Source organism: bacterium, from assembly GCA_026398675.1.
Lineage (GTDB): Bacteria > RBG-13-66-14 > RBG-13-66-14 > RBG-13-66-14 > RBG-13-66-14 > RBG-13-66-14.
Genome location: JAPLSK010000158.1, coordinates 1 through 26,894 on the forward strand (window position 1 = coordinate 1; position 26,894 = coordinate 26,894).

Below are 26,894 nucleotides of genomic sequence, written 5' to 3' on the forward strand. Positions count from 1 at the left end.
CAGCGCCTTGCCGTAATCCTCGTACTGCTTGGGGCTGACGCCGTAGTCCTGGAAAACCTCGTCGGCGTCGGCGCTCTTGAAGCCGGCCTTCATGAGGTCCACGGTCAACTTGGCGTAGGACTGGTCGTCGAGCTCGGTCTCCCCCCCGCAGCCGGCGAGGATGACCGCCAGGCAGAGGATGGGGAGAAGGTAGCGCAACCTCATGCCGCCCTCCCGTGCAAAAAGATGAAACTCCTGAATGCAGTATAACAAAAAATCAATCCCCCTTGGACGGCGGCGCCGGGACCGCCTCGCCCTCCATGAGGTAGCGTTTGACCTTCTTCGTGGAGGTTTTTGGGAGCTCCTCGTCGCGGAGCTGAAAGTCCTTGATGCGCTTGAAGGGCGCGAGCTGCTCATTGACGCGCCCCACCTCGCGGCGCAGGGTCTCGCGGATTTTGTGCTGGTCCAGCGCGTAGCCCTTCTCCCGGGCGTTGAGCTCGAAGTGCTCGTAGTCGGGCACGATGACGACCGCCACGTCCTCGCGGCCGGTCTTCTCGTTCCGGCGGCCCAGGGCCACGCACTCGGCGATGAAGGGGCTGCGGGAGAGCTTCTCCTCGATTTCCTCCGGGTAGACGTTCTTGCCGGCGGCGGTGACGATGACGTTCTTCTTCCGCCCGGCGATGTAAACGTATCCCTCGGCGTCAATCCAGCCGATGTCCCCGGTGCGGAACCAGTATTTCCGGTGCTCGGGCGGCACCCGGTCCACCCCCGGCCCGGCGGCGTAGAGGAGGCGGTCGCTGAAATTTTTCACCGTCGGCGGGTCGGCCTCGAAGAAGACCGCCGCGTCGGCCTCGGGGTTGTCCAGGTAGCCGGGCATGACCTGGGGCCCGCGGAAAGAGAGCTCCCCGCGTCCCTCCTCGTCCGGCTCCAGGACCATCACCTCCGAGCCCCACAGGCACGGCCCCACGGAGGCGGGTCGCAGGTTCTCCGTGCCGGCGAAATCCACCGCGTCCACGGGGCTGGTCTCGGTGAGCCCGTAGCCCTGGGAGAGCGGGAGCCCCAGGAGGTGGAACCCGCGGGCGACGTCGGGATCCAGGGCGGAGGCGCCGGACATCATTATCCGCATCTTGCCAAAACCCGCCTTCTCGCGCAGACCCCGGAAGATGCCCCGCCCCCAGTCGGCCTTGAGCACCGACCGCCCGGCCTTCACCATCCCCAGGCTCGCCGAAAAGGCCGCCCGCTTGAGCGCCGGCTGCTTTTTAACGGCGTCGTGGATTCCGGCCAGGAGCTTTTCATAGAGAAGTGGCACCCCGAGAATGAGGGTGCCCTCCCCGTCGCGGATGGCGGCCATGATGTCGCGGCTCTTCAGGCTGGCGGCGTAGATGATCCGGGCGCCGGAATAGAGCGGCATCAGGAAGCCGCACGTGCTCTCGAAGGTGTGAAAGAGCGGCAGCACGCTGACGAATGTATCCCCGGGGCCGGTGTGGACGCGCTGGTAGAGCTGCTTGATGTTGGCGACGACGTTGCGGTGCTCCAGGCGCACCGCCTTGCTCTTGCCCGTGGTGCCGGAGGTGTAGAGGATGGAGCAGGTGTCGGTCGGCGAAGGCCGGGTGGCGGGGGGTTCGACGTCGGGGACCGGCCGGCCCGGAAGCGCCGGGTCCCACGCGTCGAGGACGATGACGTGCTCCAGGTCGGGGTAGCGGTCCCGGTGCTCGTCCACGTCGAGGCAGAATTTCTCCTCGGCGACCAGGATCCGGGCCCGGCTGGCGCGCAGGATGTGGCCGTACTCCGAGGGGGTCAGGAGCGGGTCTATGGGCACGACCACGGCGCCCGATTGGACCACGCCGCAGAAAGCGATACCCCAGCCCGGCTTGTTGGAGGAGAGAAGGGCCACGCGCCCGCCCTTCTCCACGCCGAGCCCCCGCAGGTGGGCGTTGGCCGCCAGAACCCGCCGGGCGAACTCGCGGCCGCCGACGGATTTAAGCCCGCCGTCGAAGTAGCCCAGGAGGAAATCCGCGTCGGGGTAGCTTTCCCCGCGGTGGTCAACCAGCTCGGCCACCGTGGTGGGATAAGCCAGAAGGTCCGGCACGCAGGCGCTTTCGGTCATCCATCCTCCGTCATAGAGGTTGAAATGGAGACAAGGGGTTTAAACCCCTTGCCTCTAAACGGTGTGGTTCGATCAGTGCATACCCGCCCACTCGGCGCGAAGGGACTCGGGAGAGGAGAAGGCTCGCTCGACCTCGCCCCAGTCGCCGTCCTGGATTGAAAGGGTCGCCTCGCGCAGCTCCCCCCGGTGCTCTTCCCACCAGCGGTCGTACTCGTCGTCCAGCCCGGCCGCCGCCAGTTGGGCCAGAACGGACTGGCCGTCGCGCAGGACCGCCTCGGGGTAATCGCCGAGCAGGTCGTCGTCGTAGTAACCCTCGTCTTCGGCCGCTCGCCCCAGGATATAGTCCCCATAACGGGCGAGCTCTCCGGGAACGTAGCGTTCGCCGTCGTAGGCGTACACCCGGTCAATGAAGCTCGCCCGGTAGGCCCGTCCGACGACGAAGCTGGACGCGTAGGCGGTGAAGGTGAAGATTTCGGTGACCCCGTCGGAATCGGCGTCCGCCGCCAGGGGGGCCAGCACGGGTGAGCGGAAGAGCTCCCGGAAGCCGGCGGGCGTGGGCTCCAGGACGACGAGACCGCAACAGATGAGCGCGTCGTTCCCGCCGGTGTTGGTGGGGACGACGACCTCGGGGCGTCCGTCGCCGGTGTAGTCCTCCAGGCTCAGGCTCTCCCCGTAAAAGTCGGACTCGTCCGAGTCGGGGTAAACGTCCACCGGAACGCGACCGCCCTGGGCACCCTCATCCAACCGGTAGAGCCGGACCTCCCCGAAGGAGACGAACCAACCGTACCGGCGCCGCAGCGACTCGACCGCGTATCCTTCGCCGTCCAGCTCCAGCGGAAGGGAGAGGAGGTCCTCGTCGAGCCCCCGGACCACGGTGAGTTGAGGGGATCGGAGCCGCTCCGGACGGCGTCCACGCGGTAGTAACCGCCGTCCCCGTACACGGTGTCGGTCTCGAAGGTGGAGGTCTCCGGCACAGGCGGCGTGGAGCCCCCGCCGTCGCGCGGCACCGGCAGCGGGTTCGCGCCCGCCGGAAAGAGGCAAACCAGGACAAACAACCCGACCGCCCGCATCAGACCACCACCAGTACCGAGCAGTCAAGGTCCTCCATGAGCCGGACAGCCAGGTCGCTCTTCATGATGCGGCCGATGCTCCGCCGCCGGTGTCTGCCGAGGACGATGAGGTCCACCACCTCGGTGTTGGCCAGGTTGACTATCTCGATGTTGGGCCTGCCGGCGAGGACGTAACCCGTCGTCTCCACGCCGGCCTCCGCCCCGAGCTTGAGGATGTACTCCACGTTCCCCTCGGTGGCCAGGCGCATGTCCCGCTCCACCCTCGCGCGTTCCGTCTCCGACTCGTCTCTGAAATCGCCCAGAATGCCCGTGTCTATCACCGAGAGCACGAGGACTCGGGCGCCTGTCTTCTTCGCCAGGTCGAGGGCGACCTCGGCGGCGTGGACGGCGTACTCGCTGCCGTCCGTCGCGATGAGGATTTTCTTGAACAAGCCCCACCTCACCTTTTAAGTGTTCGGGTCGGCATCCACCATGGGCACGAAGAGGACGCCCGTTATCCGGCGTTCGGACAGCCCCTTCCCGGTGACCTTGAAAAGGACGAGGTCCTGGAAGGGGTAGCCGCCGATGGGCGCCACGATGCTCCCGCCCGGGGCGACCTGAGCGCCGATGGCCTCGGGCAGTTCCAGGGGGGAGCAGGTCAGAAGGGCCGCGTCGAAGGGCGCCTCCTCGGGCCAGCCTGAATAACCGTTTCCCAGCCTCTGGTGAACCGCGTCGGCATACCCGGCGGTCTCCAGGTTCACCCGGGCCCAGCGGTGAAGCTGGGGTACGACCTCGACGGAGAACACCTCCGCCCCGCACTCCGCCAGAATGGCCGCCTGATAGCCGGAACCGGTGCCAATCTCCAGGATCCGCTTCCCCGGCCCCGGCTCCACGAGCTGGGTCATCAGCGCCACGATGTAGGGCTGGCTGATGGTCTGGCCGTGGCCGATGCTAAGGGGGCGGTCTTCGTAAGCCGCCCAGGCCTCCGATTTCGGGACGAAGAGCTCCCGGGGCACCTCGCCCATCGCGGCGAGAACCCGCTCGTTCCGAATGTCCCGGACGCGGAGCTGCCGCTCGACCATGCGGCCCCGCGCGGCGGCGAGGGAGTTCCGGCGCTCCACCTGTCCCCCGAACCGTTGAATGGGCTCGCGCGCGCTACAACGAATTTTTAGTGTACCAGAGAATCGGTCCGCTTTCCACGCCGCGCCGTGCTGTTGACAGGTGGGGTTCCCCTCTCTATACTGCCCTCGAATGCAGAGAATCACGGGAGGTTCAACTTGGCCGTAGACCTGCGCGGGCGTCATCTCCTCTCCCTGAGGGACCTCACCCCCGAGGAAATTCTCCAGCTCGTAGAGACCGGCTACCAGCTCAAGCTGGAGCACCTCCGGGGGCAGCCACACCCGCTCCTCGCCGGCAAGACCCTGGCCATGATTTTCCAGAAGCCGTCGCTGCGGACCCGGGTCAGCTTCGAGGTCGGCATGGCCCAACTCGGCGGCCGGGCCGTATACCTCGGCCCCGACGACATCCAGCTCGGGAAGCGGGAGACCACCGAGGACATCGCGACGGTCCTCTCCCGATACGTGGACGGCATCATGGCCCGCGTCTTCGGCCACGAAATAGTGACCGAGCTAGCCCGGCACGCCGGGGTTCAACGTGGCCCGCAGCCTGATTTTCGGCGGCCTGCAGCTCGGGGTGAACGTCCACATCGCCTGCCCCTCGGAGATTTTGGACCAAAAGTCGCCCGATGAGTACGACGAGGTCATCGAGTGGGCGATGGAGAACGGCCCCAAACACGGCGCCGTGCTGACCATCTGCAACCGGCCCCGGGACGCCGTCCAGGACGCCGACGTGGTCTACACCGACGTCTGGGAATCCATGGGCGAGAAGGGCACGAAGACGAAGGACCTATTCCGCCCCTTCCAGCTGAACGCCGAGCTCTTCCACCTCGCCAAGCCCGACGCCGTCATCCTGCACTGCCTGCCGGCCATCTATGACGAGGAGCTTACCTACGACGTGAGCCGCCTGCCCAATTCGGCCATCTTCGACCAGGCGGAGAACAGATTGCACGCCCAGAAGGCCGTGATGGCGATGACGATGCGATAGAACGGCCGGATTTCGGGGAGGGGGACGGTGCCGCCGTTCCCCTTGTCGTAGAAAAGACCCATGAAGGAAGCGTACTTCACTCCGAAAAATATCGCCGAGAGGGCCGCCGCCCTCCTCCGGGCCGCCGACGACTACCGGCGGGAGCCGCCCCTAAAACTTCCGGCCGACGAGACCGCCCTTTTAATCCTCGACATGCAGCGTTATTTCCTCGATGAGAGCTCCCACGCCTTCATCCACGGCGCCCCGGCCATTATTCCGCAAATAAACGCCCTGGCCGCCGCCTTCAAGAACGTCGTCCTCACCCGGCACGCCAACACGCGGGAAAACGCGGGCGCGATGGGCCGTTGGTGGCGGGACCTCATCGAGGACGGCGACCCCATGGGCGAGCTGGACCCCCGGCTGAACGCGCGGGGACAAATCATTGTAAAAACCCAGTACGACGCCTTTTACGGGACGGACCTCGAAAAAATCCTCCGGGGGCGGGGCGTGCGCGGTGTCGTCGTTTCCGGGGTGATGACCCACCTGTGCTGCGAGACGACCGCCCGCTCGGCCTTCGTGAGGGGCTTCGACATCTACCTCCCCGTGGACGCCACCGCCACTTACACCGAGGAGCTCCACCGCGCCAGCCTCCTGACGCTGTCCCACGGCTTCGCGGTTCCGCTCTTGACGGGGGACCTCCTTCGACTACTGGGGGTGGATTCGTGAAAACCGCCCGCGCGGCCGTGGTGGGGTGCGGCCCGGCGGGCATCGCCGCCGCGATTCAACTGGCCCGGCACGGCGTCGAATTCCTCCTCTTCGAACGGGAGCGCCCGGGTGGCCTCCTTTGGAACGCCCATCGGGTGGAGAATTATCCAGGCTTCCCCGGTGGAATTGCCGGCCCGGACCTCGTAAAACTCTTCCTGCGCCAACTCGGGGAGGGCGGAATATTCCCCATTTCCGAGGAGGTCATGGGGGTGGAGAGGCGCCCCGGCGGTTTTCGTCTTCAAACGACCGGCGGCGGGTACGAGGCGGAGCACGTGGTGCTGGCGACCGGCACCCGCCCCAAGCCCTGGGACGGTCCCCCGGTCCCGCCGGAGTGCGCCGACCGGGTCCACACCGAGGTTTATCCCCTCCGCGGTCTCGCCGGGCGGAAGGTTCTGATAATCGGCGCGGGCGACGCCGCCTTCGATTACGCCCTGAGCCTGGCCGAGTCCAACGACGTGACGATTCTGAACCGGGGCCCGCGGACCCGCTGCCTCCCGCTACTGGAACGCCGGGCGTCCCGGGAGCCCCGGATAAGCTACCGCGCCCAAACCTCCCCAGTAAGGCTCACCTTCGCCGACGGCCACCTTCTGGTAAAATGCACCGCGGGGGGCGCGACGGTGGACCTCGAGGCCGACCACCTCCTCCTGGCCGTCGGTCGGGAGCCCGACTTGGGTCTCCTCACCCCGGACCTCTCCGATGGGAACGGGCGGCCGGCCGCGGGGCTGCACGTCATCGGAGACGCGGCGGGGGGAAGGTGCCGCCAGGCGGCCATCGCCGTGGGGGACGGCGTCCGAGCGGCCATGACAATCGCCAACGATTTGGACGAATCGCGATGAGGATAATCGCCGCCAGCGGATCGGACGAGGTGGCCCGGGTCTTTCTGGCGGACCTGGGCTCAGGCCGGCTCGTCGAATTCGTGGAGTCGGTCCAGCCGCCGCTGCCCCGCGAGGATAAGTGGGTCCTCCTGGTCTCCACCCTCCTGGGCTGCCCGGTGGGCTGCCCGATGTGCGACGCCGGGGGCGACTACCGGGGCACTTTGACCGCCGACGAGATTTTCTCCCAGATTGATTTCCTGGTCCGCCGCCGCTACCCCGACGGGCGGATCCCGGCGAAGAAATTCAAGGTCCAGTTCGCCCGCCTGGGCGAGCCGGCGCTCAACCCGGCCGTCCTCGACGTGCTGCGCGGGCTGCCGGGCCGGTACGAGGCGCCGGGGCTCCTGCCCTCGATCTCCACCGTGGCCCCGCGCGGGACGGAGGAATTTTTCGAAAAAACCGCCGGGATAAAGGACGTCCTCTTCGCCAACGGCCGCTTCCAGCTCCAGTTCTCCATCCACACCACCGACGCGGCGCTGCGCGACCAGCTGATCCCCGTAAAGAAGTGGGGCTTTCGGGACATCGCCCGGTACACGGAAGCATTTCACCGGGAGGGCGACCGCCGCGTGACCCTCAACTTCGCCCTCGGCCGGGATGCGCCGGTGGACCCCGCGGTGATGCTGGACCACTTCGATCCGGAGCTTTTCCTGTTAAAGTTCACCCCGCTCAACCCGACCTACGGCGCGCGGCGGCACGGCCTCGCCTCCTACATCGAGCCGGACGAGCCGGGGAAGCGGTACGAGATCCTCGACCGCCTCGCCGAGGCCGGCTACCGGGTGCTCCTGAGCATCGGAGAGCGGGAGGAGGACCGCATCGGCTCGAACTGCGGCCAGCTCCTCCGGCGCCACCTCGACGCCCGCGAGAAGCTGGACGACGGCTACACCTACCCCCTCCAAAGGATTTAACGTGGAGGTCATCCTCGCCCAGGCCGCCGGATTCTGCTACGGGGTGAAGCGCGCCTGCCAGGTGGCCTTCGAGGCCGCGCAGACCCACACCGGGGGCGTGTCCAGCCTGGGTCCGATAATCCACAACCCGCAGATGGTGTCCCGGCTGGCCGAGGCAGGGCTCAGGGTCATCGAGGACCTCGACGCCGCCCGCGTCGGGGCGGTGCTCATCCGCAGCCACGGCGTCCCGCCGGAGGTTCTGGAGAAACTGCGGGACCGGGGGTTCGAGGTCGTGGACGCCACCTGCCCCCTGGTCCAACGGGCGCAGAAGCTGGCCAAAGGACTCGCCGCCGAGGGATACCGGGTGGTCGTCGTCGGCGAGCCGGAACACCCCGAGGTCCGGGCGCTGGTCGCCTGGGCCGACTCGGGCCTGCGCGAGGGCGCCGAGGGGGCCGTGGTGGTCCAATCCGCCGCCGACGTGGCCCGACTGAAGCGCGCCCAGCGCATCGGCGCCGTGGCCCAGACGACGCAGATCGAGGAGGAGTACGTCCGGCTCGTGGGCGAGCTGCTGAAGAGAACCGACGAGCTGAAGGCCCACAACACCATCTGCGACGCCACCGCTCAACGCCAGGCCGCCATGCTCGCGCTCTTAGATAAGGTGGACGGCATGGTCGTCATCGGCGGGCGCAACTCGGCCAACACCACCCGTCTCTTCGAGCGCTGCCGCGAAAAGGGAGGCAAGGCGTGGCACATCGAGACGGCGGAAGAGCTCGACCCCGCGTGGTTCGCCGGGATGTCGCGGGTCGGGGTCACCGCCGGCGCCAGCACCCCGGATTGGATAATCGAGGAGGTCGTCGAGCGCCTGCGGAGTTTCTAATCCGTGAGAGCGATATGAAACGGGCGGGGTACTCAAGCCCCGCTCGACGTTTTCCCCCTCTCCCTGTGGGAGAGGGTCGGGGTGAGGGCTGCCTTAAAAAAAGCGGCGGGGTTAGGAAACCCCGCCCTACGGCAACTTAGATCTACCGCGCAATCACCACCCGCCGGGTTAGGGCGCCGGTATCGGTGGAAAGGCGGACGAGGTACACGCCGGCTGGCAGCACCGAGGTGTCGTAGGCTATTTCGTGGCGGCCTGGGGCGGTGGGGATGCTCACGTAGGACGCTACGAGCCGGCCTGAGAGGTCGTAGAGCGAGAGCTCTACGTTTTTGGTGCCCTCCGGGAGGTAGTAGCTGAGGGTCACCCGGTCCGTCGCCGGGCAGGGGTACGGGGTGTAGAGGGTGAACCACGTGGAGCCGACCAGCTCTCCCTCCTCCCGCCAGGAGAGGAGGATGCCGTCACTCGCTGAATCAGCGCTTAGAACAGGATCATCGGCGGCCCAATCCTCCGTTTGATATACATAAAGTACATCTATATCATCCGATGTTTCAGGATATTCTCCAACCACGCGATAATGTCCGGAATCTCCCACACAACCAAATGGTCCCTGTAGCGTGTGCCCAATCATTACGTCGGTTAATAGAACCGGATCCCTTAACAGATCACCCTCTTCGTTGAATTCTAAGACACCTATTCCATTCACATAATTGGCAAAAAGAATAATGCGACCGTTGTTCGATACAAAGAAGTTCTTCTGTCCGAAACCGACATCTTCGTCTGAATACACGATGCGGCGGTCACGTACCGTATCCCCATCCTTATCAAGGATAATGTATGCCACATAAGCTACGTAGTCTTCATCATGGACCCAAGCAATGTGAACGTGGTCTTGAGAATCCACGCAAATTGCAGGCATATAATCGGATGGCTCGTAAGCTTGTACCCCATTCTTCCCAGGATAACCAAGGTCTTTCATAGGTGTGAGAGGAGTACCGTCATCACCATCAATCTTTCTGTAAACTACGGAATAGTCCTCCATACCGTTGAGACGGCTCCTATCAAAGGTGTAGACGACGTGCACATTCCCGTCCGAATCAACGGCAATCCCTTCACCCCAGGTGGCAATGAGTTCGTATCCCGAGTCCTCCGCGATGCGGTGGTTGTAGCCTAACAACGTTCCATCTGGAGCAATCTTGGCGTGTTGCGGTGACTCCCACCATTTTAAACCATCCCACTCGCTAATGCAGTACAAGAGATGGATATTGTTTCCATTGTCAGGGACGGCGTACATGTAAAGGTTTTCCGGCTCTGCCGGCATAGTGATGAGGAGCTTCGGATTAACCAAACAGGATCCGTTAGCAGTGTCAATCTGTGCGTACCAAATATCGGATAAACCTGTTGTGTTTCTTCTCCAGAAAATGTGGGCATGGCCTTGAGAATCTATCGCTACGGTAGGCGATCTATCATCAATGCCATCTTCGAAGATGCGTGTGGGTGGAATGGTTAGAGTTCCATCTTCTGCAACTTGAGCGTAACTCACATCATAGTAGACAGTGGGCCAACCGCTGAACCAGACAACAAACATCTCGTCGCTTGGAGTGTATTTAGCAACTGGATCAAGTTCGCCGTGGGGACTGTCAATGATGTAAATAGGGTCTGACCAAGGGAAGTCATCAATGTACTGTCCCAGAGCTGCAGTTACGAGAATGAGAGCGATGAGCGAAGGTTTCATGTCCAACCGATTCGAAAGGGAGGAACCAACCTCCCCCTAAATGTAGCCCAATTTTGGGGGGCGTGCAAGGACGGAGCCGATTTCGTGTAAAATACCCAAAAACGGGAGGGTGATGGCATCGAAAATCCGCAAGGGCGAGGTTCTTTCCTGGGGCGTGTACGACCTCGCCAACACGATTTTCAGTATGTCCATCATCACCTTCTTCCTGCCCCAGTGGCTGATCAACGACCAGGGCCTGCCCGACCTCGCCTTTCAGATTCCCTTCTCGCTTTCCATGCTCCTGGTGGGCCTGACCACGCCGTACTTGGGCGCGGTGGCCGACGAGCGGGGGGACCACATGCGTCCCCTGCGCTGGCTGACGATTCTTTCCGTCTCCGCCACGGCGCTGATGGGGGTGGCGGTGAATCTGGGACTGGCGCTCTGGGCGCGGGTGGGGCTGGTGATGCTTCTATTGATCCCGGCCAACTACGGCTTCCAGGCGGCCCAGGTCTTTTACAACAGCCTCCTGCCGTCCCTGGCGCCCCGGGAGCTCCAGGGAAAAATCTCCGGCTTCGGGGTGGCGCTGGGCTATCTGGGCTCCATCGTCGCGTTTCTCGCCATCTTCCCGCTGACGCAGAGCGAGGTCATCCCCGGATTCACCGGCCGCACCGCCGCCTTCATCCCCACCGCAGTACTGTTCGGGATTCTGGCGATTCCATGCCTTTTGTGGGTCAAGGACCGGAGCAAGCCCAAGCCGCAACCGAGGGAAGGCATCTGGAAGCGCTACGTCCAGGTCTTCAAAGACACGGCGGCTTACCCCGGCCTCCGGCGGTACCTGCTGGCGGCGTTTCTTTTTCTCGAAGCGGTCCACACGGTCATCAGCATGATGATGGTTTACATCCAGATGGTGCTGGGCCTGCCCGACGAGGAGAAAAAGCCGATTCTGGTGGCGGGGATTCTGGCGGCCATCGCGGGAGGGCTCGTGTGGGGGTGGCTGACCGACCGGATCGGACCCCGGCGGGTGATAATCCTCACGCTGGTGGGCTGGATAGCGGCGATTGGGGTCGGAGCCCTGGCGGCGGATATGACCCTTTTCTACGGGGTGGGGGCGCTGACCGGGTTCTTGATGGCGGGCGTGTGGACGGCGATTCGGCCGATGCTTTTGCGGCTCGTGCCCGAGGAAAAGGCGGGGGAGTTCTTCGGCCTCTTGGCGTTGGCGGGCAAGGCGGCGGCCGTGGTCGGGCCGCTCATCTGGGGCGGGATAACCCTTCTGGGGCGGGGAATCGCGCCCGTGAATTACCGGCTGGCCCTGGCGACCATGGGGCTCCTCGTGACAGCGGGGCTGGTCGTCTTTCTCGGCGTGGAAAGAGCCCGAAAAAAGGGTGACCTTCCGGTCACCCCCGCGGCGGATTCGGCAGAGTAATTAATGCAGGTCGTGCTTCGCCCCGCAGAAAGGGCACTCGACGGTGGTCCAGGCGGAGTCTATCACGAACTCGCCCATGCAGGCGTCGCACATGTACCACTGGAGGTGGTGTCCGCAGTTGGGGCAGGTAATCTCCACGTCGTCCGCCGAGGCGGGGATGTTCGCGCCGCAGTTGGGGCACTCCCAGATTTCCTCGGCGGCGTTGAGCACGTCGGCGGCGAAGGCCATGGCGAGGAGCAGGGCCAGGAGGATGAGGCGTTTCATGGGCGCTCCTTTGGCGAACGTATTACGGCAGTATAGCAGGCTTCGAGCCCGATTCCAAGCCGGGGTGTAAACTGAAATAACGGTACAATGCGACCCACGCATGGTAAAATACTTTGAAATAGTCTCAGGCATTTCAATAATCAATTAAAAAAGGGCGGCAACAACCGCCCTTTCTTCGGGTAATACGGGGATTACTCCTTTTTCAGGAAGATAAGCACCATCGCGGTGAGAAACGAGGCCAGGACGAGCACCAGGAGAACCGGTACAATCTCGTACACGGTCTTGGTGACTTGCTCCAGCTCAGCCGCCGCCTCGGGCGTGAGAATCCGTTCAGGAAAAGAGGGACTTTCCCGCGGTGGCGGATCCACGCGGCGATTCCCACCGCCGCGGCCGCCGCGGAAATCGCCACCAGCACCCAATTAAACGATCCGCCGGAAACCATCGAGCCCGCGCTAGTCTTTCTTCATCGTCAGAATAAAGCCGACGATGTACAACAGCGGCGCGCCGATCATGGTGATGTAGGTGAGAACCTCGACGTTGACTTTGAAGATGGGCAGGATAGTCCAAACCGCCAAGAGCAGCGTAGCGATGCCCAGAAGGGCCACGTTGAGCTTGCCCGTCGAGAACCAGGCGATGAGACCGAGGACGCCGGCTCCGCCGATCAGGATAACGATCACCCACTGCAGAACGGCGACCAGGTCGATGGTTATCATATACCCCTCCCCTTCACTTTTTGGTGGAGCAATTAGCTCTGTGAACATCGAACCACAGCAGTATAGCAAATTGCTATAATGGGGGCAAGCACGCATCAGCCGCCGGAGGACCCGTGCTCATCCAGTACCTGCCGAAAATCCTCACCTTCCTCATCGCCGTGGCCGCGGCGCTGGCCTGGTCCAAAAGAAGGGGGCTGCCGTTCCTGGTCCTGGCCGCCGGCTGCGCGGCCTGGTTCCTCTCGGAGCTCCTGCCCCTCTTCGACTTCACCAGCCCCACCCTTTACAGCGTGTCGGTCTACATGGGGTGGGCCGGCCTGTTGGCCATCCTGGCCGCGCTACTGTTGATGTCCCGCAACGATAGGTGAGTCGGGAAAATCGGCCGCGCGCCAGTCGCCGCCGGTTACCGGCAAGGCGCCGGGCGGGACCGGACGATCCGAGGAGAAGTGGTAGACCCAGACCGTCGCCTGCTCACCACCGCGGACGACCTCGACCACGGAGCGGGTGAAGAGGCCGGGGCGGCCCTCGAGCCGGTCCATCTCCCCCAGGGCCGCGCGCGGATCGGCGAAGCGCAACAGCTCGCCGTGAACCGGCCCCGGCCCGTCCAGGTAGAAGACGGGGTACCCCACCGGCGCGGGCAGATGGAACAGGCGCCCTTTAAATAATACGGCCGCCCCGCGGAAGACCGGCGCGACCGAAGCGGCGTTGCGCTCGCCGCTTTTCAACGTACCGTACACGAATACGTCGTCGGGATCGGTCATCCGTCCGCTACCGTCCGCCTCCGGCGCAGGCGCAGGCGCACCCGGCGCAAGCGCACGCGCAGGCGCATCCCCCGCCGCCCCCTCCCCCGCCCCCGCCCCCCGACGAGGTGCTCACCGGAATGGGGTTGGTCACCGAAGTTATGCCGCCGGTGAAGGAGCCCACGTCGCCCATGAGGGATCCGGCAAAGCCGGTCGCCCCCTTGGTCATTTCGTTGGCGAAGCTGGAGCCGGGGAGGGTCGGGAGCCGATCCGGGGCGCCGCCATGCGTTCCGCCCGCTCCGCCCACGCCGCCCGATGACGGCGCCCCCGAGTAACCCCCGTAATGACCCCACCAGTACGGGGTGTGCACGATGACCACGTCGTCGAAGACGCGGCGGGTCCGCCCGTCGAAGTCCTCGTCCATCATCACCCACTCCAGGTCCCGGTCCCAGCTCTCCACCTTGAGATTATCGTTGCCGGCCTCCTCCACCTGCTTCCAGGCCTTGGTGATTATCGCGCGGTAGTAGTCCCTCGTCTCCCGCCGCGAGAAGCCCTTCATCTTCTTGTTCACGGCGTTGATGAGGTTTACAAAGACCTTGCGGACCTCGACCTGCTTCAGGGTGCCGATATCGTCTATGCCTTCGAGAAATTCCACCTCGTAGGGGCGGAGCTTTTCCGTCTCGGCGTCGGCGCCCAGCGGCTGGGGCGCGGGAAGGGCCTTCAGCCGCAGGGGATCGCGGCTGGTGACCTCCAGCCGTCCCTTCTTCAACAGGCCGAAGATGACGAGGTTCAGGACGCGGTCGAGCTTGAGCTCCAGGACAATCCCCGCCTCGACGGCGGTCAGGCCGCGCTTGATCCCCACTCCCTCCACCGAGGCCGAGGGGGGCAGGTACTTGAGCCGCCTACGGCGACGGCCGGCGAAGGATAAAACCGCGGAAAGGACGAAGAAGGCGATGGGCACCAGGCACCAGCCCACGGTCTCGAAGATGCCCACGATGAAGCCCCACAGCCCCTTGAAGAACTCCTCGAGGCCGCTGGGCTCGTACACCGCGTCCGCGTCGAGGTATTTGCGCGGGAAGCTGACCCCCACGTTTTCGGTCTGCTGGCCGGTCGGCGCCGCCGGGTCGTGCCAGTAGAAGACGAGTTGCTGACTATCCCCCTCGCCCAGGACGCCGGTGTAGTCGAACTTGCGCTGGTGGTAAACCGTCTCCTCGGGGGTGACCCCCGCCGGGAAGACGATTTTCAGCGTCAGATCCTCGGTGCCCTGAACGTACTCGGCTCCGTACCACGTCGGGGCGAACTCCACCGAGGCGTAATCTTCTTTTTCCGAATCAGGGTAGACGATGTGGTGGACCCTTATCTGGAAGATGAGCGTCGCGAGCTCGCCCACGAAAATGGACGGGGCCAGGTGGACTTCCACCCCGGGGTCCACGTATTCGCTGGTCAATATTTCGGAAACGGGGATGAGCGTCCCGTTGTCGGTGCAGGACTGGGTGTAGGCGTTGACGGCGTCGGGGTCGCGGTAGTTGAGGGAATCGGAGGCGACGGGCGGGGTGATCCAGGCCGCCGCCGTCTCCAGGTCGTAGGTGTCCCGGGGCATCCCGATGTCCACGATGTCGATGGGCTGCGTCACGGAGCGGTTGACGAAGGTGACGGCGTAGTAGAGGTCGCAGGTGCCGTCGCGGTTGACGGCGACCGTGGCCTCCATCCTGGGCAGCTCGAATGAGTACTGGGCGGCCGCGGGCGCGGCAAAAAAAGCGAAAGCGAGGATGACCGTGGACAGGCGGCGCACGTTGACACTCCCGCGTGGGTGGAGAAGTTGATTTTATCCCAAAGGCCTGCCCGGGGCAAGGGGCGTTGACAAGGAACAGCGACGGACGTAAGGTTGCCCCTGAACTAAAGGAGGCGGGATGAGGACGGCGCTTGCAATTGCAGTATTCTTCGCTCTGGCCTTTCTCCCGGGCTGCGACGGGAACACCGGCGACGGACCCGAGGAGTACCCCGACCTGAGCCTGGGCTGGGCGCGCCTTTTGGCCGAGGAGGTCCGGGACGCGGAGCTGCCCGGCGGGGAAGAAACCTACGCCTACGCCGGTTTCGTGGACTCCGGCGGGCTCCTCGTCGAGGACGAGTCGTTCTATAGCTTCTTCTTCGCCGAGCCCGGCGCCCTGGCCGACGCCGACGGCCTGTGGATCGCCGTGCGCTTCTCCGGCGACACCGAGTACGTCGCGGACAGATGCGTGTTCGAGACGCCCCTGCCCGAGTTCTCCGACGCCGGCCCCTGGGTCGAGGCGGCGGACGGCGCCATCGAGGCCATCGGCGGCGTCGAGTACACCCACCGTTCCTACGAGGTCCGCCAGGGACGCTACGAGTACGAGCCGACGGACAGGTTCATCGTCCAGGTGGACTACTGGCTGGAGCCTGACGAGCACAAGGCAAAGGTCATCCTCGACGCCGAGACGTGCGAGATAATCCACGTGGAGGATTTCCGCTGATATAGGGCACCCACGTTTCGTAGCATCTTTATTCGGCGACCTAATGTAGGGCGGGGACTTTAGTCCCCGCCGCATTTACACTCCCAACCTCGACCCTCACACCGGCCCATGCCGTGCAAATAGCGATGACGTAGGGGCGGGTCTCCAGACCCGCCCGCGGGCCGACCTAAAGGTCGGCCCCTACGAGTTACAAACAGACGGGCGACCCTCGGGCCGCCCTTTTTTTTACAAGACTGGGACCACGACGCGGCAATCAGACGATGAGCACCTCCAGAACCTCGTTGGTGTCTGCATCCACCAGCACGAAGGCCACCGGGTTGTAATCCTCGTCCACGTACATGAAGTAGGCCATGTTCTGTGTCCCCGGGTAATCCGCGAAGTCGTTGGTGAAGACCTCCAGGATGCGGTGCGCCCATTCCGCGCCGCCCTCGGCGTCGAGGGCGTCCTGGGCGGCCGTCACCCACGGCTCGGCGTCCCGGTATCCGGGAATTTCTTGGGAATAGTCCCAGATTTCGGGATTGTAGCCCTGATCCTCCATGTCGTTCTCGTCGTAAACCACCGTCGAGCCGTCGTAAGAGACGTTGACGACGAGGAACTCCTCCGCCGCGCTCACATCCAACATGCCGTAGAATAGGATCCAGACACCGTCCTGGGCGATCTCCCCCGTTTCGGTGATGCTCCCGTTGGCGATGCCGATCAGGGAACCGCCCGCGAGCTGGGCGTCGCGGATGGGATCGGCGATGTCCAGGGCCCAGCCCAGGCCGTGACCGCCCCCGTCACCGTCCCCGTCGGAGGGGGTGCTGGTGCAACCGAGAAGCCCACACCGAGGGCGAGCGCCAGCACTAAAATCAGCCTGTAAACCAACCTCATCGTGCCACCTCCAGAGTTAAAAAAATGGAACAAGGGGTAAAACAAGGGGCTTAAGCCCCTTGCCTCATGCAAGTTATACCAATCTAGCGCAAATTACAAAAATTTTCAACCGGCCAGCACCAGGTAGGTGACGTACCCCGCGTAAAGGGCCAGGAAGACCGCCCCCTCCCAGCGCGCGATGATTTTTCCGCTCCGGGCGAAGGGCAGAATGAGCAGCGCCAGCAGGAGCCCCATGCCGGCGTCCACCCAGATGCCGTAGCCCATCCCGGCCAGGGAAATCGGCGCCAGGCTCACCGCCCCGCCCAGGGCGAAGAGCAGGTTGAAGATGTTGGAGCCGATGACGTTCCCCACGGCAATGTCCGATTGGCCCCGAATCATCGCCACCACGCTGGTGGCCAGCTCTGGCAGGGAGGTCCCCACGGCGACGACGGTCAGGCCGATCACCCGCGCGCTCATCCCCAGGATGCGCGCCAGCTCCGTCGCTCCGGAGACGAGCCAGTCGGCGCCGATGAGCAGCCCGGCGATTCCGGCCCCGCAAAAACCGATGGAAAGAAGCCAGACGCCGGGACCGAGCTTGGATTTTTCCGGGGCGTTCTCGCGCTGCCGGGCAGTCTTCAGGCTCCAGACGGTGAAGGCGATTCCGCCGGCGACGGCCAGCAAACCCTCCCAGCGGGCCAGGGCGCCGTCCAGGAAGAAGAGGGGGAAGAGGAGGGCGATACCGACCAGGAGAGGAGCCTCGCGTCTGACCAGGGTGCCCTCGACCTCGATGGGCCGGATGAGCGCCGAGAGGCCGAGCACGAGACCGATGTTTACCACGTTGGAGCCGAAGGCGTTGCCCAGGGAGATGGCGCCCACGCCACGAATCGCGGCGGTGGCGCTGACGGCGAACTCCGGCGCCGAGGTTCCGTAGGCCACCAGGGTCAGCCCGATGACGATGGGCGGCACCCCGAAGCCCGCGGCGATTTTCGACGCGCCGCGCACCAAAAAATCGGCCCCGACGACGAGGGCGGCGAAGCCGACGAGGATTTCCAACCAAAAGGTCATAAGTAGGTGATTTTACCCGGCCGGGATGACAAAGGCAACTAAACTCCGTTGATTGCACCCGTGACGGCGAAGGCAAGGGGCTTAAGCCCCTTGTCCTGGACGGCGAAGCCGTAACCGTCCGGTTGGCGACGGTTTAGTGCTCCAGGAGCAAGAAAAAGATGTAACCGATATAGAGCACGATTAAGATAAAGCCTTCCCAGCGATCGATTTTCATCCCCGACCGGGCGAAGGGCAGCACCAGCGCCGCCATGATAATCCCCCCCAGGCAGTCGTACCAGAGGCCGGGGACGCTCGAGGCCGTCGAGAGCGGTTTGAGCAGCGAGGCGGCCCCGAGAATCACCAGCAGGTTGAAGATGTTGGAGCCGATGACGTTGCCGAGGGCGATGTCCGATTCCTTCTTGAGGGCCGCCACGACGGAGGTGGCGAGCTCCGGCAGGGAGGTGCCGGCGGCGACGATCGTGACGCCGATGATGCGCTCGCTGACGCCGGCCTTGGCGGCCAGCACCTTGGCTCCCTCGACCAGCCAATCGGCGCCGAAGATCAGCGCGACGATCCCCCCCGCAACGAAACCGACGTTCAGCACCCACAGCCGGGGGGTCATCTTCACCGGCGTCGTCTGCTCCGACTTGCGCGCCTTGGCGGTCTTGAGACACCACCAGGTGAAGGCAATCCCCGCGGCCAGGGCCAACGCCCCCTCCCAGCGCGCCATCGTCCCGTCCAGAAAAAACAGGGGGAAGAGCAGGGAGATACCGACCAGAAGAGGCACCTCGCGCTTGACCAGGGTGTGCTCGACGACCACCGGGCGCATCATCGCCGACAATCCCAGCACGACGCCGATGTTGAAGATGTTGGACCCCAGGACGTTGCCGATGGCGATGGCCCCGGAATCCCTGAGGGCGGCCGTGGTGCTGGTGGCCAGCTCGGGGGCGGAGGTGCCGTAGGCCACCAGGGTCAGCCCGATGACGATGGGCGGCACCCCGAAGCCGGCGGCGATTTTCGACGACCCCCGCACCAGGAGATCGGCCCCGCCGACCAGCGCCGCGAAACCCAAGAGGATTCCCAGCCAATAGACCATCGGGGTGTGTTCCTTTCCCGAACCGGCGCCGGGTATTTACAAGCGGGCAAATATAACATACCCCTTTCCGTCGGGAAAAGGGCTTTTCCGGGGCGGATGTCCTGCTCGGACGCGAACGGCGGGTTTCGACCGGGTTTACTCCAGCGCCAGACTCACCGCTTCCTCGGCCCGGCGGACGTAGAGTAGCTCCATGCCCTCCAGGCTCTCGGTCGGCTCGTCCCGGAAGGCGTCCTGGACCATCGTCCGGTTCCTCTCGGGGAGGACGACGGTCTTGATTCCGGCCCGCCTGGCGGCCAGCAGCTTCTCCTTCAGCCCGCCCACGGGGAGCACGTCGCCTCGCAGGGAGAGCTCCCCGGTCATCGCCAGGTCGTTTTTAACCGGCCGCCCGGAGAGGAGGCTCACCAAGGCCGTGGCCATAGTCACCCCGGCCGAGGGGCCGTCCTTGGGCACGGCGCCCGCCGGAACGTGGATGTGGATGTCGGAGTCGGCGTTGAAGTCGGGGGGTATCTTGAACTGCTTCGCCCGGCTGCGGACGAAACTGACCGCGATCCGGGCGCTTTCCTGCATCACCTCACCCAGCTGGCCGGTCAGCACCAGGGAGCCCTTTCCCTCCATCCGGACCGCCTCGATGAAGATGATGTCGCCGCCGAAGGGCGTCCAGACGAGCCCTGTGGCCACCCCCACCATGTCGGTCCGCTTCCGCCGCTCGCGCTCGAAAACGGTGGAACCGAGGTACTCCACCAGGTCCCCGGCCTTGACGGTGACTTTCCCGGTCACCTCGCCGGTGGCCACCTTCCGGGCCACCTTGCGGCCGACGGAGCCGATGGCGCGCTCCAGGTTGCGCACCCCCGCCTCGCGGGTGTAGCGGTCGGCGATGGCGCGCAGGGTCCCCACGGGAATGAGAAGCTTTTTCCTCGTCAGACCGTTGGCCTCGAGCTGACGCGGCAACAGGTAGCGCCGGGCAATCTGCACCTTCTCCTCGAGGGTGTACCCCGCGAGGTCGAGGGTCTCCATCCGGTCCAATAGCGGCCGCGGGATGGTGGCGGCGGTGTTGGCCGTGGTGATGAAGAATACCTTGGACAGGTCGTAGGCCTCCTCGAGGTAGTTGTCCCGAAAGCTCCAGTTCTGCTCGGGGTCGAGGACCTCCAGGAGCGCCGAGCTTGGGTCGCCGCGGAAGTCGCTGGCCAGCTTGTCCACCTCGTCGAGCATGAAAACGGGGTTGGAGGTGCCGGCGGTCTTTATTCCGTGGATAATCCGGCCCGGTAGCGCGCCGACGTAGGTCCGGCGGTGGCCCCGAATCTCGGCCTCGTCGTGGACGCCGCCCAGGGAAACGCGCACGAACTCCCGCGAGAGCGCCCGGGCGACGCTGCGGCCCAAGGAGGTCTTCCCCGTACCCGGAGGGCCGACCAGGCAGAGGATAGGCCCCTTCCCATCGGGGACCAGGCTCCGCACCGCCAGGAACTCCAGGATGCGGTCCTTTATCTGGACGAGGCCGTAGTGGTCCTCGTCGAGGATGCGGGCGGCCCGCTTCACGTCCAGACTGTCCAGAGAGTAGTGCCCCCAGGGAAGGTCCAACAGCCAGGTCAGGTAGGTATGGGCTACGACGTACTCGGCAGAGCCGGCGCTCATCTGGCGCAACCGCTCGAGCTCCCGCTCGGCCTTCGTCCGCACCTCATCGGACCAGGCCTTGGCGGCGATACGCTCGGCGAGCTCGTCCAACTCGACGGACGATTCCTCCCCCTCGCCCAGCTCGCGCTGGATGGCCTGCAACTGCTGGCGCAGGTAAAATTCGCGCTGCGCCTTGGTCATTTCCTCGGAGATTTCCTGCTGGATGGACTGGCCGATGCGGAGCACCTCCAGCTCCTTGCCCGCCAGCTTTATCACCATGTTCAGGCGCTTCTCCACGTTGGGGGTGGCGAGGATGCCCTGCCGTTCGGAGACATCGAGGTTGAGGTTGGTGGCGACGAAATCGGACAGGCGGGAATTGTCCTCGAGGTTGAGGGCGGCCACCGCAAGGTCTTCCGAGCGCCCCGAGAGCTTCACCAGGCTCTGAAAAACGTCCAAGATGCTCGACCGCAGGGCCTTGACCCGGACCGTGTCCGGCTCACGCTCCTCCAGGGGGGAGACATTCGCCCGGAGATACTCCCCGTCGGTGAGCACCTCGCCCCGCTTGACCCGCTGCAACCCCTGGACCAACAGCCGCATCGAATCGTCGGGCATGCGCAGCATCTTCAGGATGATGGCCAGGACGCCGACCTTGAAGAGCTCTTCCGTTTTGGAGTCCTTGACGGTGAAGAGGGTGATGAGACGGTCGCCCAGCATCACCCGGTCCACCAACCGCGTGTCCCTGGCGCCCTCCACCCCGATGGGCAGGAGCAAGTAGGGGAAGCAGACCAGGTTCGTCAGGGGGAGAACCGGGAAAACCTTCGCCTCGCCCGGTTCGAGCTGGACGTCCCCCTCGGAGTTTTTAAGCTTGTCTCGCGCCATCGCCTAAGTCCTTTTAAGGATGTAAATCGCTCGTCCCCCGGACCGGCCGAGTGACCGGGTCAATCCTCCACCTCGATGTCTATTTTATAGCTCTCGGTCTGCCGCGGAACCTTGACCGAAAGCATCCCCTTGGTCCACTGGGCGGTTATCCGGGTGGGGTCCGCGTCGAAGGGCATCAAAAGCTCGCGGTGAAACCGGCCGTAGACGAGCTCCATGCGAAGGACCTTCTGCGCGCCCGGCGGGTAGCCGGGGGTCCTCGCGCCCTCTATGACCAGGGCGTCGCCCACCACCCGCACGTTGACCGCCGCGGGGTCCACCCCGGCGAGCTCCACCTGGACCAGGTAGCCGTCGGCCAGCTCGATAACGTCGAGGTAGGGGAAGGGGTGGTTCTCGGACCAGCGCCCCTCGGTGTAGAAAGAAATCCGCGGCGTCATGCTTACCCGCCTTTGCCGGGGCAAGGGGCTTAAGCCCCTTGTCTTAAAAAATTGGTTCACCGCCGGAAAACGGAATAACGCGCAAGCGAGACGAAGTTACGTCTCGGGCGAACCGAGCGAACCGAGCGAAGCGAGCTACGCCCCCGGCGAACCGAGCTATGCCTCTGGCAAAACTTAAGTCACGCCCCGGCACATTATAGCGCATTACGCGGTCGGGCCTCCACCGCCCGGTATGCTATACTCCGGGTATGCGTCTCGCCGGCTTGGAATTGGACCACTTCCGCCTTTACGAACGTCTCCGCTTCCGGACCGAGGCCCGCGAACTTGCCCTGGTCGGTCCCAACGCCTGCGGAAAGACCAGCGTCCTGGAGGCCGTCTACTACCTGGGCACGGCGCGGAGCTTCCGCTTCGCCGACGACCGGGACCTGGTCCGGCACGGGGCCGGGCATTTCTCCATCCGCGCCCGGCTGGAGCGGGAGGGGGAGAAGAACGAGCTGGCCCTTCTCTTCGAGCCCGAGGGGAAGAGTGCGGCCGTTGACGGCGAGCGGTGCAAACGTCTGTCGGAGCTCCTGGGCCGGTTGGTCGTCTGCTGCTTCACCGTGGAGGATCTGGACACCGTCCGGGGCAACGCCGGCCGCCGGCGACGCTTCCTGGACCTCCTCCTGGGCCAGGTCTCCCCGTCGTACACCGCCGCCGCGGGCGAATACATCAAAGCCCTGCGCCAGCGTAACGCCGCGCTGCGGGCCGAGGAGTACGACCCCGCCGAGGTCCGGGCCTGGGAGACGCCCCTGGCCGCATCGGCCGCCCGGATAACCGCCCTCCGACAGAGCGCCGCCGACGAGCTGACCGGCTTCCTCCGACCCGCCTTCGCCGAGCTCACCGAACGGGAGCACGACCTGCGCCTGGGCTATGAATCCGGCCTGACCGAGACCCGCCTGGACGCGGAAAGGCTCGTCGAGCCTTTTTTGGCGATTTTCGAACGGCACCGGGAGAGGGACAGGCGACGCGGCCACACCACGGCGGGTCCCCACCGTGACGACCTCCGGCTGAGCCTGGACGGCGTGGACCTCCGAAGGTTCGCCAGCCGGGGGCAGCTCCGGCTCTCCACTCTGGCCCTGCGCCTGGCCGAGGCGGAGTTCCTCGCCCGTCACACCGCCACCCGCCCGGTCTTCCTCTTGGACGACGCGGCCTCGGAGCTGGACGAGCTGACGAACCGCCGCCTGCTGCCCGTCCTGAGGCGGCGCGTGGGGCAGCTGATCGTGACGGCCCTGCCCCAGGACGTGGAGCACTTAGGGATAGAGGGGGAGGTGTACGAGCTGGAGGGCGGCGAGATTCGTCCCGCCGGCGAGGGGGATTAGGGTGTGATGCTCGTGCCGATCCGGGGGTCGTCCACCGCCGCGGCCAGATGCGCCGGGTCGGTGATGACGGCCCTCTTCCCGCCGTTTTTCAAGAACTCGAGGGCCGCCTCCACCTTGGGACCCATGCTGCCGGGGGGGAAGTGGCCCTCGCTCAAATACCCGGCCATCTCCGCCGCGGCAACCTGACCGATATCGCGCTGCTCCGTCCGCCCGTAGTGGAGGACCGCGTGACTGACGTCGGTGGAGAGGGCCATCATTTCGGCGTCCAGGAGGCGGGCCGCCAGGGCGCTGGCCAAGTCTTTGTCAATGACCGCCTCGATCCCGTGGTAGGTTCCGTCGGCCCGGCGGATGACCGGTATCCCTCCGCCGCCGACCCCGATTACCATATAGCCGCGCTCCAGTAGGTCGCCGATGGCGTCGATTTCCACGATGTCCACCGGGCGCGGGCTCGGCACCCGCCGCCGCCAGCCCCGACCCGAATCTTCGGCCACGAACCAGTCCCTCTCGCGGGCGTACTTCTGCGCATCCTCCTGGGAAAAGAACGGCCCCACCGGCTTGGTGGGGTTTCCGAAGGCCGGGTCATCGAGATCCACCACCACCATCGTGGCCAAGGTTATCACCCGACCGGCGATTTCGCGGCGGCGGAGCTCGTTGGTCACCGAGCTCTGCAGGAGGTAGCCGATGCCGCCCTGGGTGTTGGCCCCCCAATAGTCCAGGCACAACTCGGGCAGGATGTCCTTCGAGTTCTCGGCCATCAGTAAAAGGTTGCCGACCTGGGGCCCGTTCCCATGGGTGACGAGTATCCGGTGGCCGGCGCGGACCAGGTCGGAGATGGCCACCGCGGTGGACAGAACGTTCTTCCACTGCTCGGCCATCGTGCCGCGCTGCCCCGCGCGGATGAGGGAGTTCCCCCCCACGGCTACGACGATGCGCATCGGCGAGTCGCCTCCTGGATCAGCAAAAATCACCGGCCGGAGCCGGTTTCTTTACCGGGCGGATTATACTAAAATGCCCTTGCTTGTGCAAAACCGCACGGCCCGGAGCTCACCCGACGAACCACCGTGACTCAACCCGAACAGCCCCCCCGGTTCTGGCTGGACTTCCTCGCCTGGCAGGCGGACCAAACCATAAGGACGAGGCGGTATTTGGCCCGCCGCGCCGCGCTGCGCGAGGGGCTGGTCATCGAAGTCGCATGCGGCACCGGACTGGTTCTTTCGGAGCTCAAGTCCACCAGACCGGGCCTGAAAACCGTCGGGCTGGACGTTGACCCGCTGATTCTGCGCGAGGCCGACCCGGAAATTTTCCGGGTGGCCGGACGGGCGGAGGCGCTGCCATTCCCCGACGGGTGCGCCACGGCGGTCATCTTCCACCTCGGCCTCATGTGGGTCACCCCCCCCGAGGCGCTCGCCGAGACCAGGCGGGTCTTGAAAAAGGGGGGGCATCTGATTCTAGCCGCCGAGCCGGATTACGCCGGGATGCTCACCCACCCCGAGCCCGGCGGTCGGACACCCATGGCCGAGAAGCTGGCCCGGAGCATCCAGCACGCCGGCGGCGACCCTTACATCGGGAGGCGGCTACCCGTCCTGGCGGACTCCGCGGGGCTGAGAGTTCTCGAGTACGGCCTCGCCTCCCGGCCCTGGCGGTATGATCCGGAAGACCTGGAGGAGCTGGACCGCGTGTTCAGGTTCCGCCTGGAGCTTCACCCCCGTTCGGGCGGCATTTGGTGGAAAAACGCCCGCCTGGCGGCCAGGCACGGCTCCTACCTCGAGTTTCTCCCCGTCTTCTTCCTCTTGGCGGTCAAGCAATGACTTCGGACCCCCGGACGAGGTTAAAAAAGCGGGCCGGAACCCGTCTTTTTTTACAAAGGAACAAGGGGTTTTGCCAGAGGCATAGCTCGCTTCGCTCGGTTAAACCCCTTGTCGGTCAGACCTCCGGGCGCACCCTCTTCGTCAGGTAGATCACCCCGGGGTATGGCTCGTAGCCGCACGCGGCGAAGGCATCCCGGGACCCCTCGTTCCGGCCCTCGACGAGGCAGGCGTAAATTTCGAGCCCCCGCGAGGCGAGCCATTCCTCGGCCGCCCCGATGAGCCTGCGCGCCAGCCCCTTGCGCCTTTCGGCCGGGGCCACGGCCAGCCGGTTTATCCATCCCTTCCGCCCGTCGTGGCTGGCCAGAACGCTCCCCAGGAGTTCCCCGTCCCGGAACAGACCGAAAAAGGCGACCATGCCCTGTGTGAGCTGCCGCTCGAAGGCGGAACGCGAGTCACGTCCGCGGGGCTTGTGCTCGAGTCCGGCCGCGGTCCACAGGGAGACGAGGCGGTAGTAATCGGCCGTCTCGAGCCTCCTCTCCGTCATCCGATCCGACGGGGCAGCCATCGAAAACCGACCTCGTGTTTACGGGTTACGGGTTACGGCTTCGCCGCCTGAGGATTTCAAGAAAACGTAGCGCTTGTCCGAGTCCACGGCGAGGCAGCCGGAGTCCTTGAGCTCCTTTACGTACCGACAAACGGTCTCCCGGCTGCACCCGGCCATGTCCGCCAGCTCCTGGTGGGTGAGGGCCACGGCGAGGCGAACGCCGCGGTGGTCCTGAACCCCGTGGACGTCGCGCAGCTTGATGAACATGGACTCGATTTTCTCCCGGCTGGATTTGAACGTGAGGTCTTCGATCTGAGAATCGGCCGCCCGCAGGCGTCGGGAGAGAACGCGGATAATCTTGACCGCTATCGGCGGTATCTCTTCCAGAATCCGAAGAAAGTCGTTCTTGTGCAGGGTGAGGATGGAGACTTCGCCCATCGTCTCCACGGTGGCGCTGCGCGGCATTTCGTCCAGGACACTGAGCTCACCGAAGAATGACCCGTCGGAGAGGATGTCGAGGATTTTCTCCCTCCCCTCCAGGCTCTGGCGGGTGACCTTGACTTGCCCCTTCTCGATGAGGTAGATGACGTCGCCCCGGTCGCCCTCCTTGATAACGGCGTAACCCTTTTTGTACCGGCGACGCTTGAGGAGCGGGTAAATCCGCTCCAACTCAGACTCCGACAGCTCGCTGAACAGGGGAATCCGCTTCAGATTGAACGAGGACGTCATCTTCGACCTTCCGTTGCTGCCACTGAATATATTCTACCCGGAGTAGGCCGTTTTTCCCAGGTGGACCCGTATTTTCCCATCGGGCGGCTCCGGTCATTAAAAAAAACCGGCGCCCGAAGGCACCGGTCGTTTGGCGGCGGCCCGCAGAGGGGCCGCCCTACAGGCCTACTCTAAATGGTCGAACTGGGCCAAGTTGGTGTCGTCGTCGTTGCCGGGGTCGAAGAGACGCTTGAGCTCGAGCGACCAAACGCCGGTGGTCTCGTCCAGGTTCCCCTTGGCCTGCACGTCGCCGGTGGAGCCCAGGGTGCTGGAGAGGGAGGCGAAGCCCGGAATCTCGTCACCCTGATGCCAGAACGTATCGGCAAACCACGGACCGAACTTATCGGGGGCTCCCATCGCACCCCAGCTGATGTAGTCCATGAAAATCCACTCGGGATTCTCCGGGTAGTACAGGTACTTCGGCTGCTCCTGGTGCTTGAACAGCGAGAGCGGCTCGCCGCGCTTGGCGTCGCTCGCAGGCGGCGTGCGACACATCTCCGCGCATTTCGGCTCGAGCATCCCCGAGACAGCGAGATCAGCGACGGTCGCAGTTC

The 26,894-nt window shown here is 64.8% G+C and carries 29 protein-coding genes and 1 pseudogene; 10 read left to right on the plus strand and 20 right to left on the minus strand.

Annotation, left to right across the window (positions count from 1 at the left end; all coding sequences use genetic code 11):
• The 5 genes from NTW26_04535 to NTW26_04555 all read right to left on the minus strand — a co-directional run.
• The coding region (locus tag NTW26_04535) for a hypothetical protein (protein ID MCX7021536.1) at window positions 1-204 on the minus strand (204 nt) is incomplete at its 3' end.
• A 52-nt stretch (window positions 205-256) separates the two neighbouring features.
• Window positions 257-2,086, minus strand: coding sequence for an AMP-binding protein (locus tag NTW26_04540; GenBank protein MCX7021537.1), 1,830 nt, complete (start codon window positions 2,084-2,086; stop codon window positions 257-259).
• Window positions 2,087-2,158: 72 nt separating this feature from the next.
• Window positions 2,159-2,959: a hypothetical protein gene (locus tag NTW26_04545; protein MCX7021538.1), complete on the minus strand. Its 801-nt coding sequence runs from the start codon at window positions 2,957-2,959 to the stop codon at window positions 2,159-2,161.
• A gap of 196 nt (window positions 2,960-3,155) precedes the next feature.
• Window positions 3,156-3,587: a universal stress protein gene (locus tag NTW26_04550; GenBank protein ID MCX7021539.1), complete on the minus strand. Its 432-nt coding sequence runs from the start codon at window positions 3,585-3,587 to the stop codon at window positions 3,156-3,158.
• Window positions 3,588-3,602: 15 nt separating this feature from the next.
• On the minus strand, window positions 3,603-4,256 hold the full coding sequence (locus NTW26_04555) for a protein-L-isoaspartate(D-aspartate) O-methyltransferase (GenBank protein ID MCX7021540.1): 654 nt from the start codon (window positions 4,254-4,256) through the stop codon (window positions 3,603-3,605).
• Window positions 4,257-4,412: 156 nt separating this feature from the next.
• On the opposite strand from NTW26_04555, the pseudogene NTW26_04560 reads away from it, so the two are divergent.
• The 5 genes and pseudogenes from NTW26_04560 to ispH all read left to right on the plus strand — a co-directional run bounded on the left by NTW26_04560 (window position 4,413) and on the right by ispH (window position 8,615).
• Window positions 4,413-5,238: pseudogene (locus NTW26_04560) on the plus strand (ornithine carbamoyltransferase).
• A 60-nt stretch (window positions 5,239-5,298) separates the two neighbouring features.
• Window positions 5,299-5,943 carry an isochorismatase family protein gene (locus tag NTW26_04565; GenBank protein ID MCX7021541.1) on the plus strand — a complete coding sequence of 215 codons (645 nt, stop codon included), beginning with the start codon at window positions 5,299-5,301 and terminating at the stop codon, window positions 5,941-5,943.
• Complete coding sequence (locus NTW26_04570) at window positions 5,940-6,818, plus strand: NAD(P)/FAD-dependent oxidoreductase (protein MCX7021542.1); 879 nt, start codon at window positions 5,940-5,942, stop codon at window positions 6,816-6,818. Before NTW26_04565 ends, NTW26_04570 begins: the two co-directional genes overlap by 4 nt.
• Window positions 6,815-7,759, plus strand: a complete 945-nt coding sequence (locus NTW26_04575; GenBank protein ID MCX7021543.1) for a radical SAM protein — start codon at window positions 6,815-6,817, stop codon at window positions 7,757-7,759. Before NTW26_04570 ends, NTW26_04575 begins: the two co-directional genes overlap by 4 nt.
• Before the next feature lies 1 nt (window position 7,760).
• A complete protein-coding gene (gene ispH / locus NTW26_04580; protein ID MCX7021544.1) occupies window positions 7,761-8,615 on the plus strand; it encodes a 4-hydroxy-3-methylbut-2-enyl diphosphate reductase in 855 nt (284 codons plus the stop codon).
• A gap of 142 nt (window positions 8,616-8,757) precedes the next feature.
• Here ispH and NTW26_04585 read toward each other — a convergent pair whose 3' ends face one another.
• Window positions 8,758-10,344, minus strand: coding sequence for a T9SS type A sorting domain-containing protein (locus tag NTW26_04585; GenBank protein MCX7021545.1), 1,587 nt, complete (start codon window positions 10,342-10,344; stop codon window positions 8,758-8,760).
• A gap of 112 nt (window positions 10,345-10,456) precedes the next feature.
• On the opposite strand from NTW26_04585, the gene NTW26_04590 reads away from it, so the two are divergent.
• Window positions 10,457-11,746 (plus strand): MFS transporter, encoded by a 1,290-nt coding sequence (locus NTW26_04590; GenBank protein ID MCX7021546.1) that lies wholly within the window; start codon window positions 10,457-10,459, stop codon window positions 11,744-11,746.
• Here NTW26_04590 and NTW26_04595 read toward each other — a convergent pair whose 3' ends face one another.
• The 3 genes from NTW26_04595 to NTW26_04605 form a co-directional block, all read right to left on the minus strand.
• Complete coding sequence (locus NTW26_04595; protein ID MCX7021547.1) at window positions 11,747-12,010, minus strand: zinc ribbon domain-containing protein; 264 nt, start codon at window positions 12,008-12,010, stop codon at window positions 11,747-11,749. It abuts the gene before it with no gap.
• Window positions 12,011-12,201: 191 nt separating this feature from the next.
• Window positions 12,202-12,378: a hypothetical protein gene (locus NTW26_04600; GenBank protein ID MCX7021548.1), complete on the minus strand. Its 177-nt coding sequence runs from the start codon at window positions 12,376-12,378 to the stop codon at window positions 12,202-12,204.
• Between the two features lie 84 nt (window positions 12,379-12,462).
• Complete coding sequence (locus tag NTW26_04605; protein MCX7021549.1) at window positions 12,463-12,723, minus strand: hypothetical protein; 261 nt, start codon at window positions 12,721-12,723, stop codon at window positions 12,463-12,465.
• Window positions 12,724-12,836: 113 nt separating this feature from the next.
• Between NTW26_04605 and NTW26_04610 the strand changes: the two genes are divergently transcribed.
• On the plus strand, window positions 12,837-13,088 hold the full coding sequence (locus NTW26_04610) for a hypothetical protein (GenBank protein MCX7021550.1): 252 nt from the start codon (window positions 12,837-12,839) through the stop codon (window positions 13,086-13,088).
• Here NTW26_04610 and NTW26_04615 read toward each other — a convergent pair.
• Both NTW26_04615 and NTW26_04620 read right to left on the minus strand, forming a co-directional pair.
• Window positions 13,059-13,481: a gamma-glutamylcyclotransferase gene (locus NTW26_04615; GenBank protein MCX7021551.1), complete on the minus strand. Its 423-nt coding sequence runs from the start codon at window positions 13,479-13,481 to the stop codon at window positions 13,059-13,061. The genes NTW26_04610 and NTW26_04615 overlap by 30 nt on opposite strands.
• A 7-nt stretch (window positions 13,482-13,488) precedes the next feature.
• The gene (locus tag NTW26_04620) at window positions 13,489-15,252 is read right to left on the minus strand and encodes a hypothetical protein (protein MCX7021552.1); all 1,764 of its coding nucleotides are present in this window, start codon (window positions 15,250-15,252) and stop codon (window positions 13,489-13,491) included.
• Window positions 15,253-15,370: 118 nt separating this feature from the next.
• Between NTW26_04620 and NTW26_04625 the strand changes: the two genes are divergently transcribed.
• The gene (locus NTW26_04625; GenBank protein ID MCX7021553.1) at window positions 15,371-15,952 is read left to right on the plus strand and encodes a hypothetical protein; all 582 of its coding nucleotides are present in this window, start codon (window positions 15,371-15,373) and stop codon (window positions 15,950-15,952) included.
• Between the two features lie 253 nt (window positions 15,953-16,205).
• Here NTW26_04625 and NTW26_04630 read toward each other — a convergent pair whose 3' ends face one another.
• From NTW26_04630 to NTW26_04650, 5 genes are all read right to left on the minus strand, one after another.
• Window positions 16,206-16,574 (minus strand): hypothetical protein, encoded by a 369-nt coding sequence (locus NTW26_04630; protein ID MCX7021554.1) that lies wholly within the window; start codon window positions 16,572-16,574, stop codon window positions 16,206-16,208.
• Window positions 16,575-16,927: 353 nt separating this feature from the next.
• Window positions 16,928-17,866: a calcium/sodium antiporter gene (locus NTW26_04635; protein ID MCX7021555.1), complete on the minus strand. Its 939-nt coding sequence runs from the start codon at window positions 17,864-17,866 to the stop codon at window positions 16,928-16,930.
• Between the two features lie 133 nt (window positions 17,867-17,999).
• The gene (locus NTW26_04640) at window positions 18,000-18,941 is read right to left on the minus strand and encodes a calcium/sodium antiporter (GenBank protein ID MCX7021556.1); all 942 of its coding nucleotides are present in this window, start codon (window positions 18,939-18,941) and stop codon (window positions 18,000-18,002) included.
• A gap of 135 nt (window positions 18,942-19,076) precedes the next feature.
• Complete coding sequence (lon, locus tag NTW26_04645; GenBank protein ID MCX7021557.1) at window positions 19,077-21,428, minus strand: endopeptidase La; 2,352 nt, start codon at window positions 21,426-21,428, stop codon at window positions 19,077-19,079.
• A gap of 59 nt (window positions 21,429-21,487) precedes the next feature.
• The gene (locus tag NTW26_04650; GenBank protein ID MCX7021558.1) at window positions 21,488-21,862 is read right to left on the minus strand and encodes an Hsp20/alpha crystallin family protein; all 375 of its coding nucleotides are present in this window, start codon (window positions 21,860-21,862) and stop codon (window positions 21,488-21,490) included.
• Window positions 21,863-22,110: 248 nt separating this feature from the next.
• On the opposite strand from NTW26_04650, the gene recF reads away from it, so the two are divergent.
• Window positions 22,111-23,220, plus strand: a complete 1,110-nt coding sequence (recF, locus tag NTW26_04655) for a DNA replication and repair protein RecF (protein ID MCX7021559.1) — start codon at window positions 22,111-22,113, stop codon at window positions 23,218-23,220.
• On the opposite strand, the gene NTW26_04660 is transcribed toward recF, so the two are convergent.
• Window positions 23,217-24,155, minus strand: coding sequence for a carbamate kinase (locus tag NTW26_04660; protein MCX7021560.1), 939 nt, complete (start codon window positions 24,153-24,155; stop codon window positions 23,217-23,219). The genes recF and NTW26_04660 overlap by 4 nt on opposite strands.
• Window positions 24,156-24,281: 126 nt before the next feature.
• Between NTW26_04660 and NTW26_04665 the strand changes: the two genes are divergently transcribed.
• Complete coding sequence (locus NTW26_04665; GenBank protein ID MCX7021561.1) at window positions 24,282-25,028, plus strand: methyltransferase domain-containing protein; 747 nt, start codon at window positions 24,282-24,284, stop codon at window positions 25,026-25,028.
• A gap of 115 nt (window positions 25,029-25,143) precedes the next feature.
• On the opposite strand, the gene NTW26_04670 is transcribed toward NTW26_04665, so the two are convergent.
• The 3 genes from NTW26_04670 to NTW26_04680 form a co-directional block, all read right to left on the minus strand.
• Window positions 25,144-25,572: a GNAT family N-acetyltransferase gene (locus NTW26_04670; protein MCX7021562.1), complete on the minus strand. Its 429-nt coding sequence runs from the start codon at window positions 25,570-25,572 to the stop codon at window positions 25,144-25,146.
• 39 nt (window positions 25,573-25,611) lie between these two features.
• The gene (locus tag NTW26_04675) at window positions 25,612-26,301 is read right to left on the minus strand and encodes a Crp/Fnr family transcriptional regulator (protein ID MCX7021563.1); all 690 of its coding nucleotides are present in this window, start codon (window positions 26,299-26,301) and stop codon (window positions 25,612-25,614) included.
• Window positions 26,302-26,466: 165 nt separating this feature from the next.
• On the minus strand, window positions 26,467-26,894 hold a 428-nt coding region (locus NTW26_04680), incomplete at its 5' end, for a hypothetical protein (protein ID MCX7021564.1).

What these genes read in the sequence shown, in the direction of transcription:
- NTW26_04590 (MCX7021546.1), top strand. Translation starts at nt 10,457, where the DNA reads ATGGCATCGAAAATCCGCAAGGGCGAGGTTCTTTCCTGGGGCGTGTAC.
- NTW26_04565 (MCX7021541.1), top strand. Translation starts at nt 5,299, where the DNA reads ATGAAGGAAGCGTACTTCACTCCGAAAAATATCGCCGAGAGGGCCGCC.
- NTW26_04650 (MCX7021558.1), bottom strand. Translation starts at nt 21,862, where the DNA reads ATGACGCCGCGGATTTCTTTCTACACCGAGGGGCGCTGGTCCGAGAAC.
- NTW26_04630 (MCX7021554.1), bottom strand. Translation starts at nt 16,574, where the DNA reads ATGTTGGATGTGAGCGCGGCGGAGGAGTTCCTCGTCGTCAACGTCTCT.
- NTW26_04670 (MCX7021562.1), bottom strand. Translation starts at nt 25,572, where the DNA reads ATGACGGAGAGGAGGCTCGAGACGGCCGATTACTACCGCCTCGTCTCC.
- NTW26_04540 (MCX7021537.1), bottom strand. Translation starts at nt 2,086, where the DNA reads ATGACCGAAAGCGCCTGCGTGCCGGACCTTCTGGCTTATCCCACCACG.
- NTW26_04635 (MCX7021555.1), bottom strand. Translation starts at nt 17,866, where the DNA reads ATGACCTTTTGGTTGGAAATCCTCGTCGGCTTCGCCGCCCTCGTCGTC.
- lon (MCX7021557.1), bottom strand. Translation starts at nt 21,428, where the DNA reads ATGGCGCGAGACAAGCTTAAAAACTCCGAGGGGGACGTCCAGCTCGAA.
- NTW26_04625 (MCX7021553.1), top strand. Translation starts at nt 15,371, where the DNA reads ATGAGGACGGCGCTTGCAATTGCAGTATTCTTCGCTCTGGCCTTTCTC.
- NTW26_04660 (MCX7021560.1), bottom strand. Translation starts at nt 24,155, where the DNA reads ATGCGCATCGTCGTAGCCGTGGGGGGGAACTCCCTCATCCGCGCGGGG.
- NTW26_04575 (MCX7021543.1), top strand. Translation starts at nt 6,815, where the DNA reads ATGAGGATAATCGCCGCCAGCGGATCGGACGAGGTGGCCCGGGTCTTT.
- recF (MCX7021559.1), top strand. Translation starts at nt 22,111, where the DNA reads ATGCGTCTCGCCGGCTTGGAATTGGACCACTTCCGCCTTTACGAACGT.
- NTW26_04585 (MCX7021545.1), bottom strand. Translation starts at nt 10,344, where the DNA reads ATGAAACCTTCGCTCATCGCTCTCATTCTCGTAACTGCAGCTCTGGGA.
- NTW26_04675 (MCX7021563.1), bottom strand. Translation starts at nt 26,301, where the DNA reads ATGACGTCCTCGTTCAATCTGAAGCGGATTCCCCTGTTCAGCGAGCTG.
- NTW26_04640 (MCX7021556.1), bottom strand. Translation starts at nt 18,941, where the DNA reads ATGGTCTATTGGCTGGGAATCCTCTTGGGTTTCGCGGCGCTGGTCGGC.
- NTW26_04605 (MCX7021549.1), bottom strand. Translation starts at nt 12,723, where the DNA reads ATGATAACCATCGACCTGGTCGCCGTTCTGCAGTGGGTGATCGTTATC.
- NTW26_04615 (MCX7021551.1), bottom strand. Translation starts at nt 13,481, where the DNA reads ATGACCGATCCCGACGACGTATTCGTGTACGGTACGTTGAAAAGCGGC.
- NTW26_04595 (MCX7021547.1), bottom strand. Translation starts at nt 12,010, where the DNA reads ATGAAACGCCTCATCCTCCTGGCCCTGCTCCTCGCCATGGCCTTCGCC.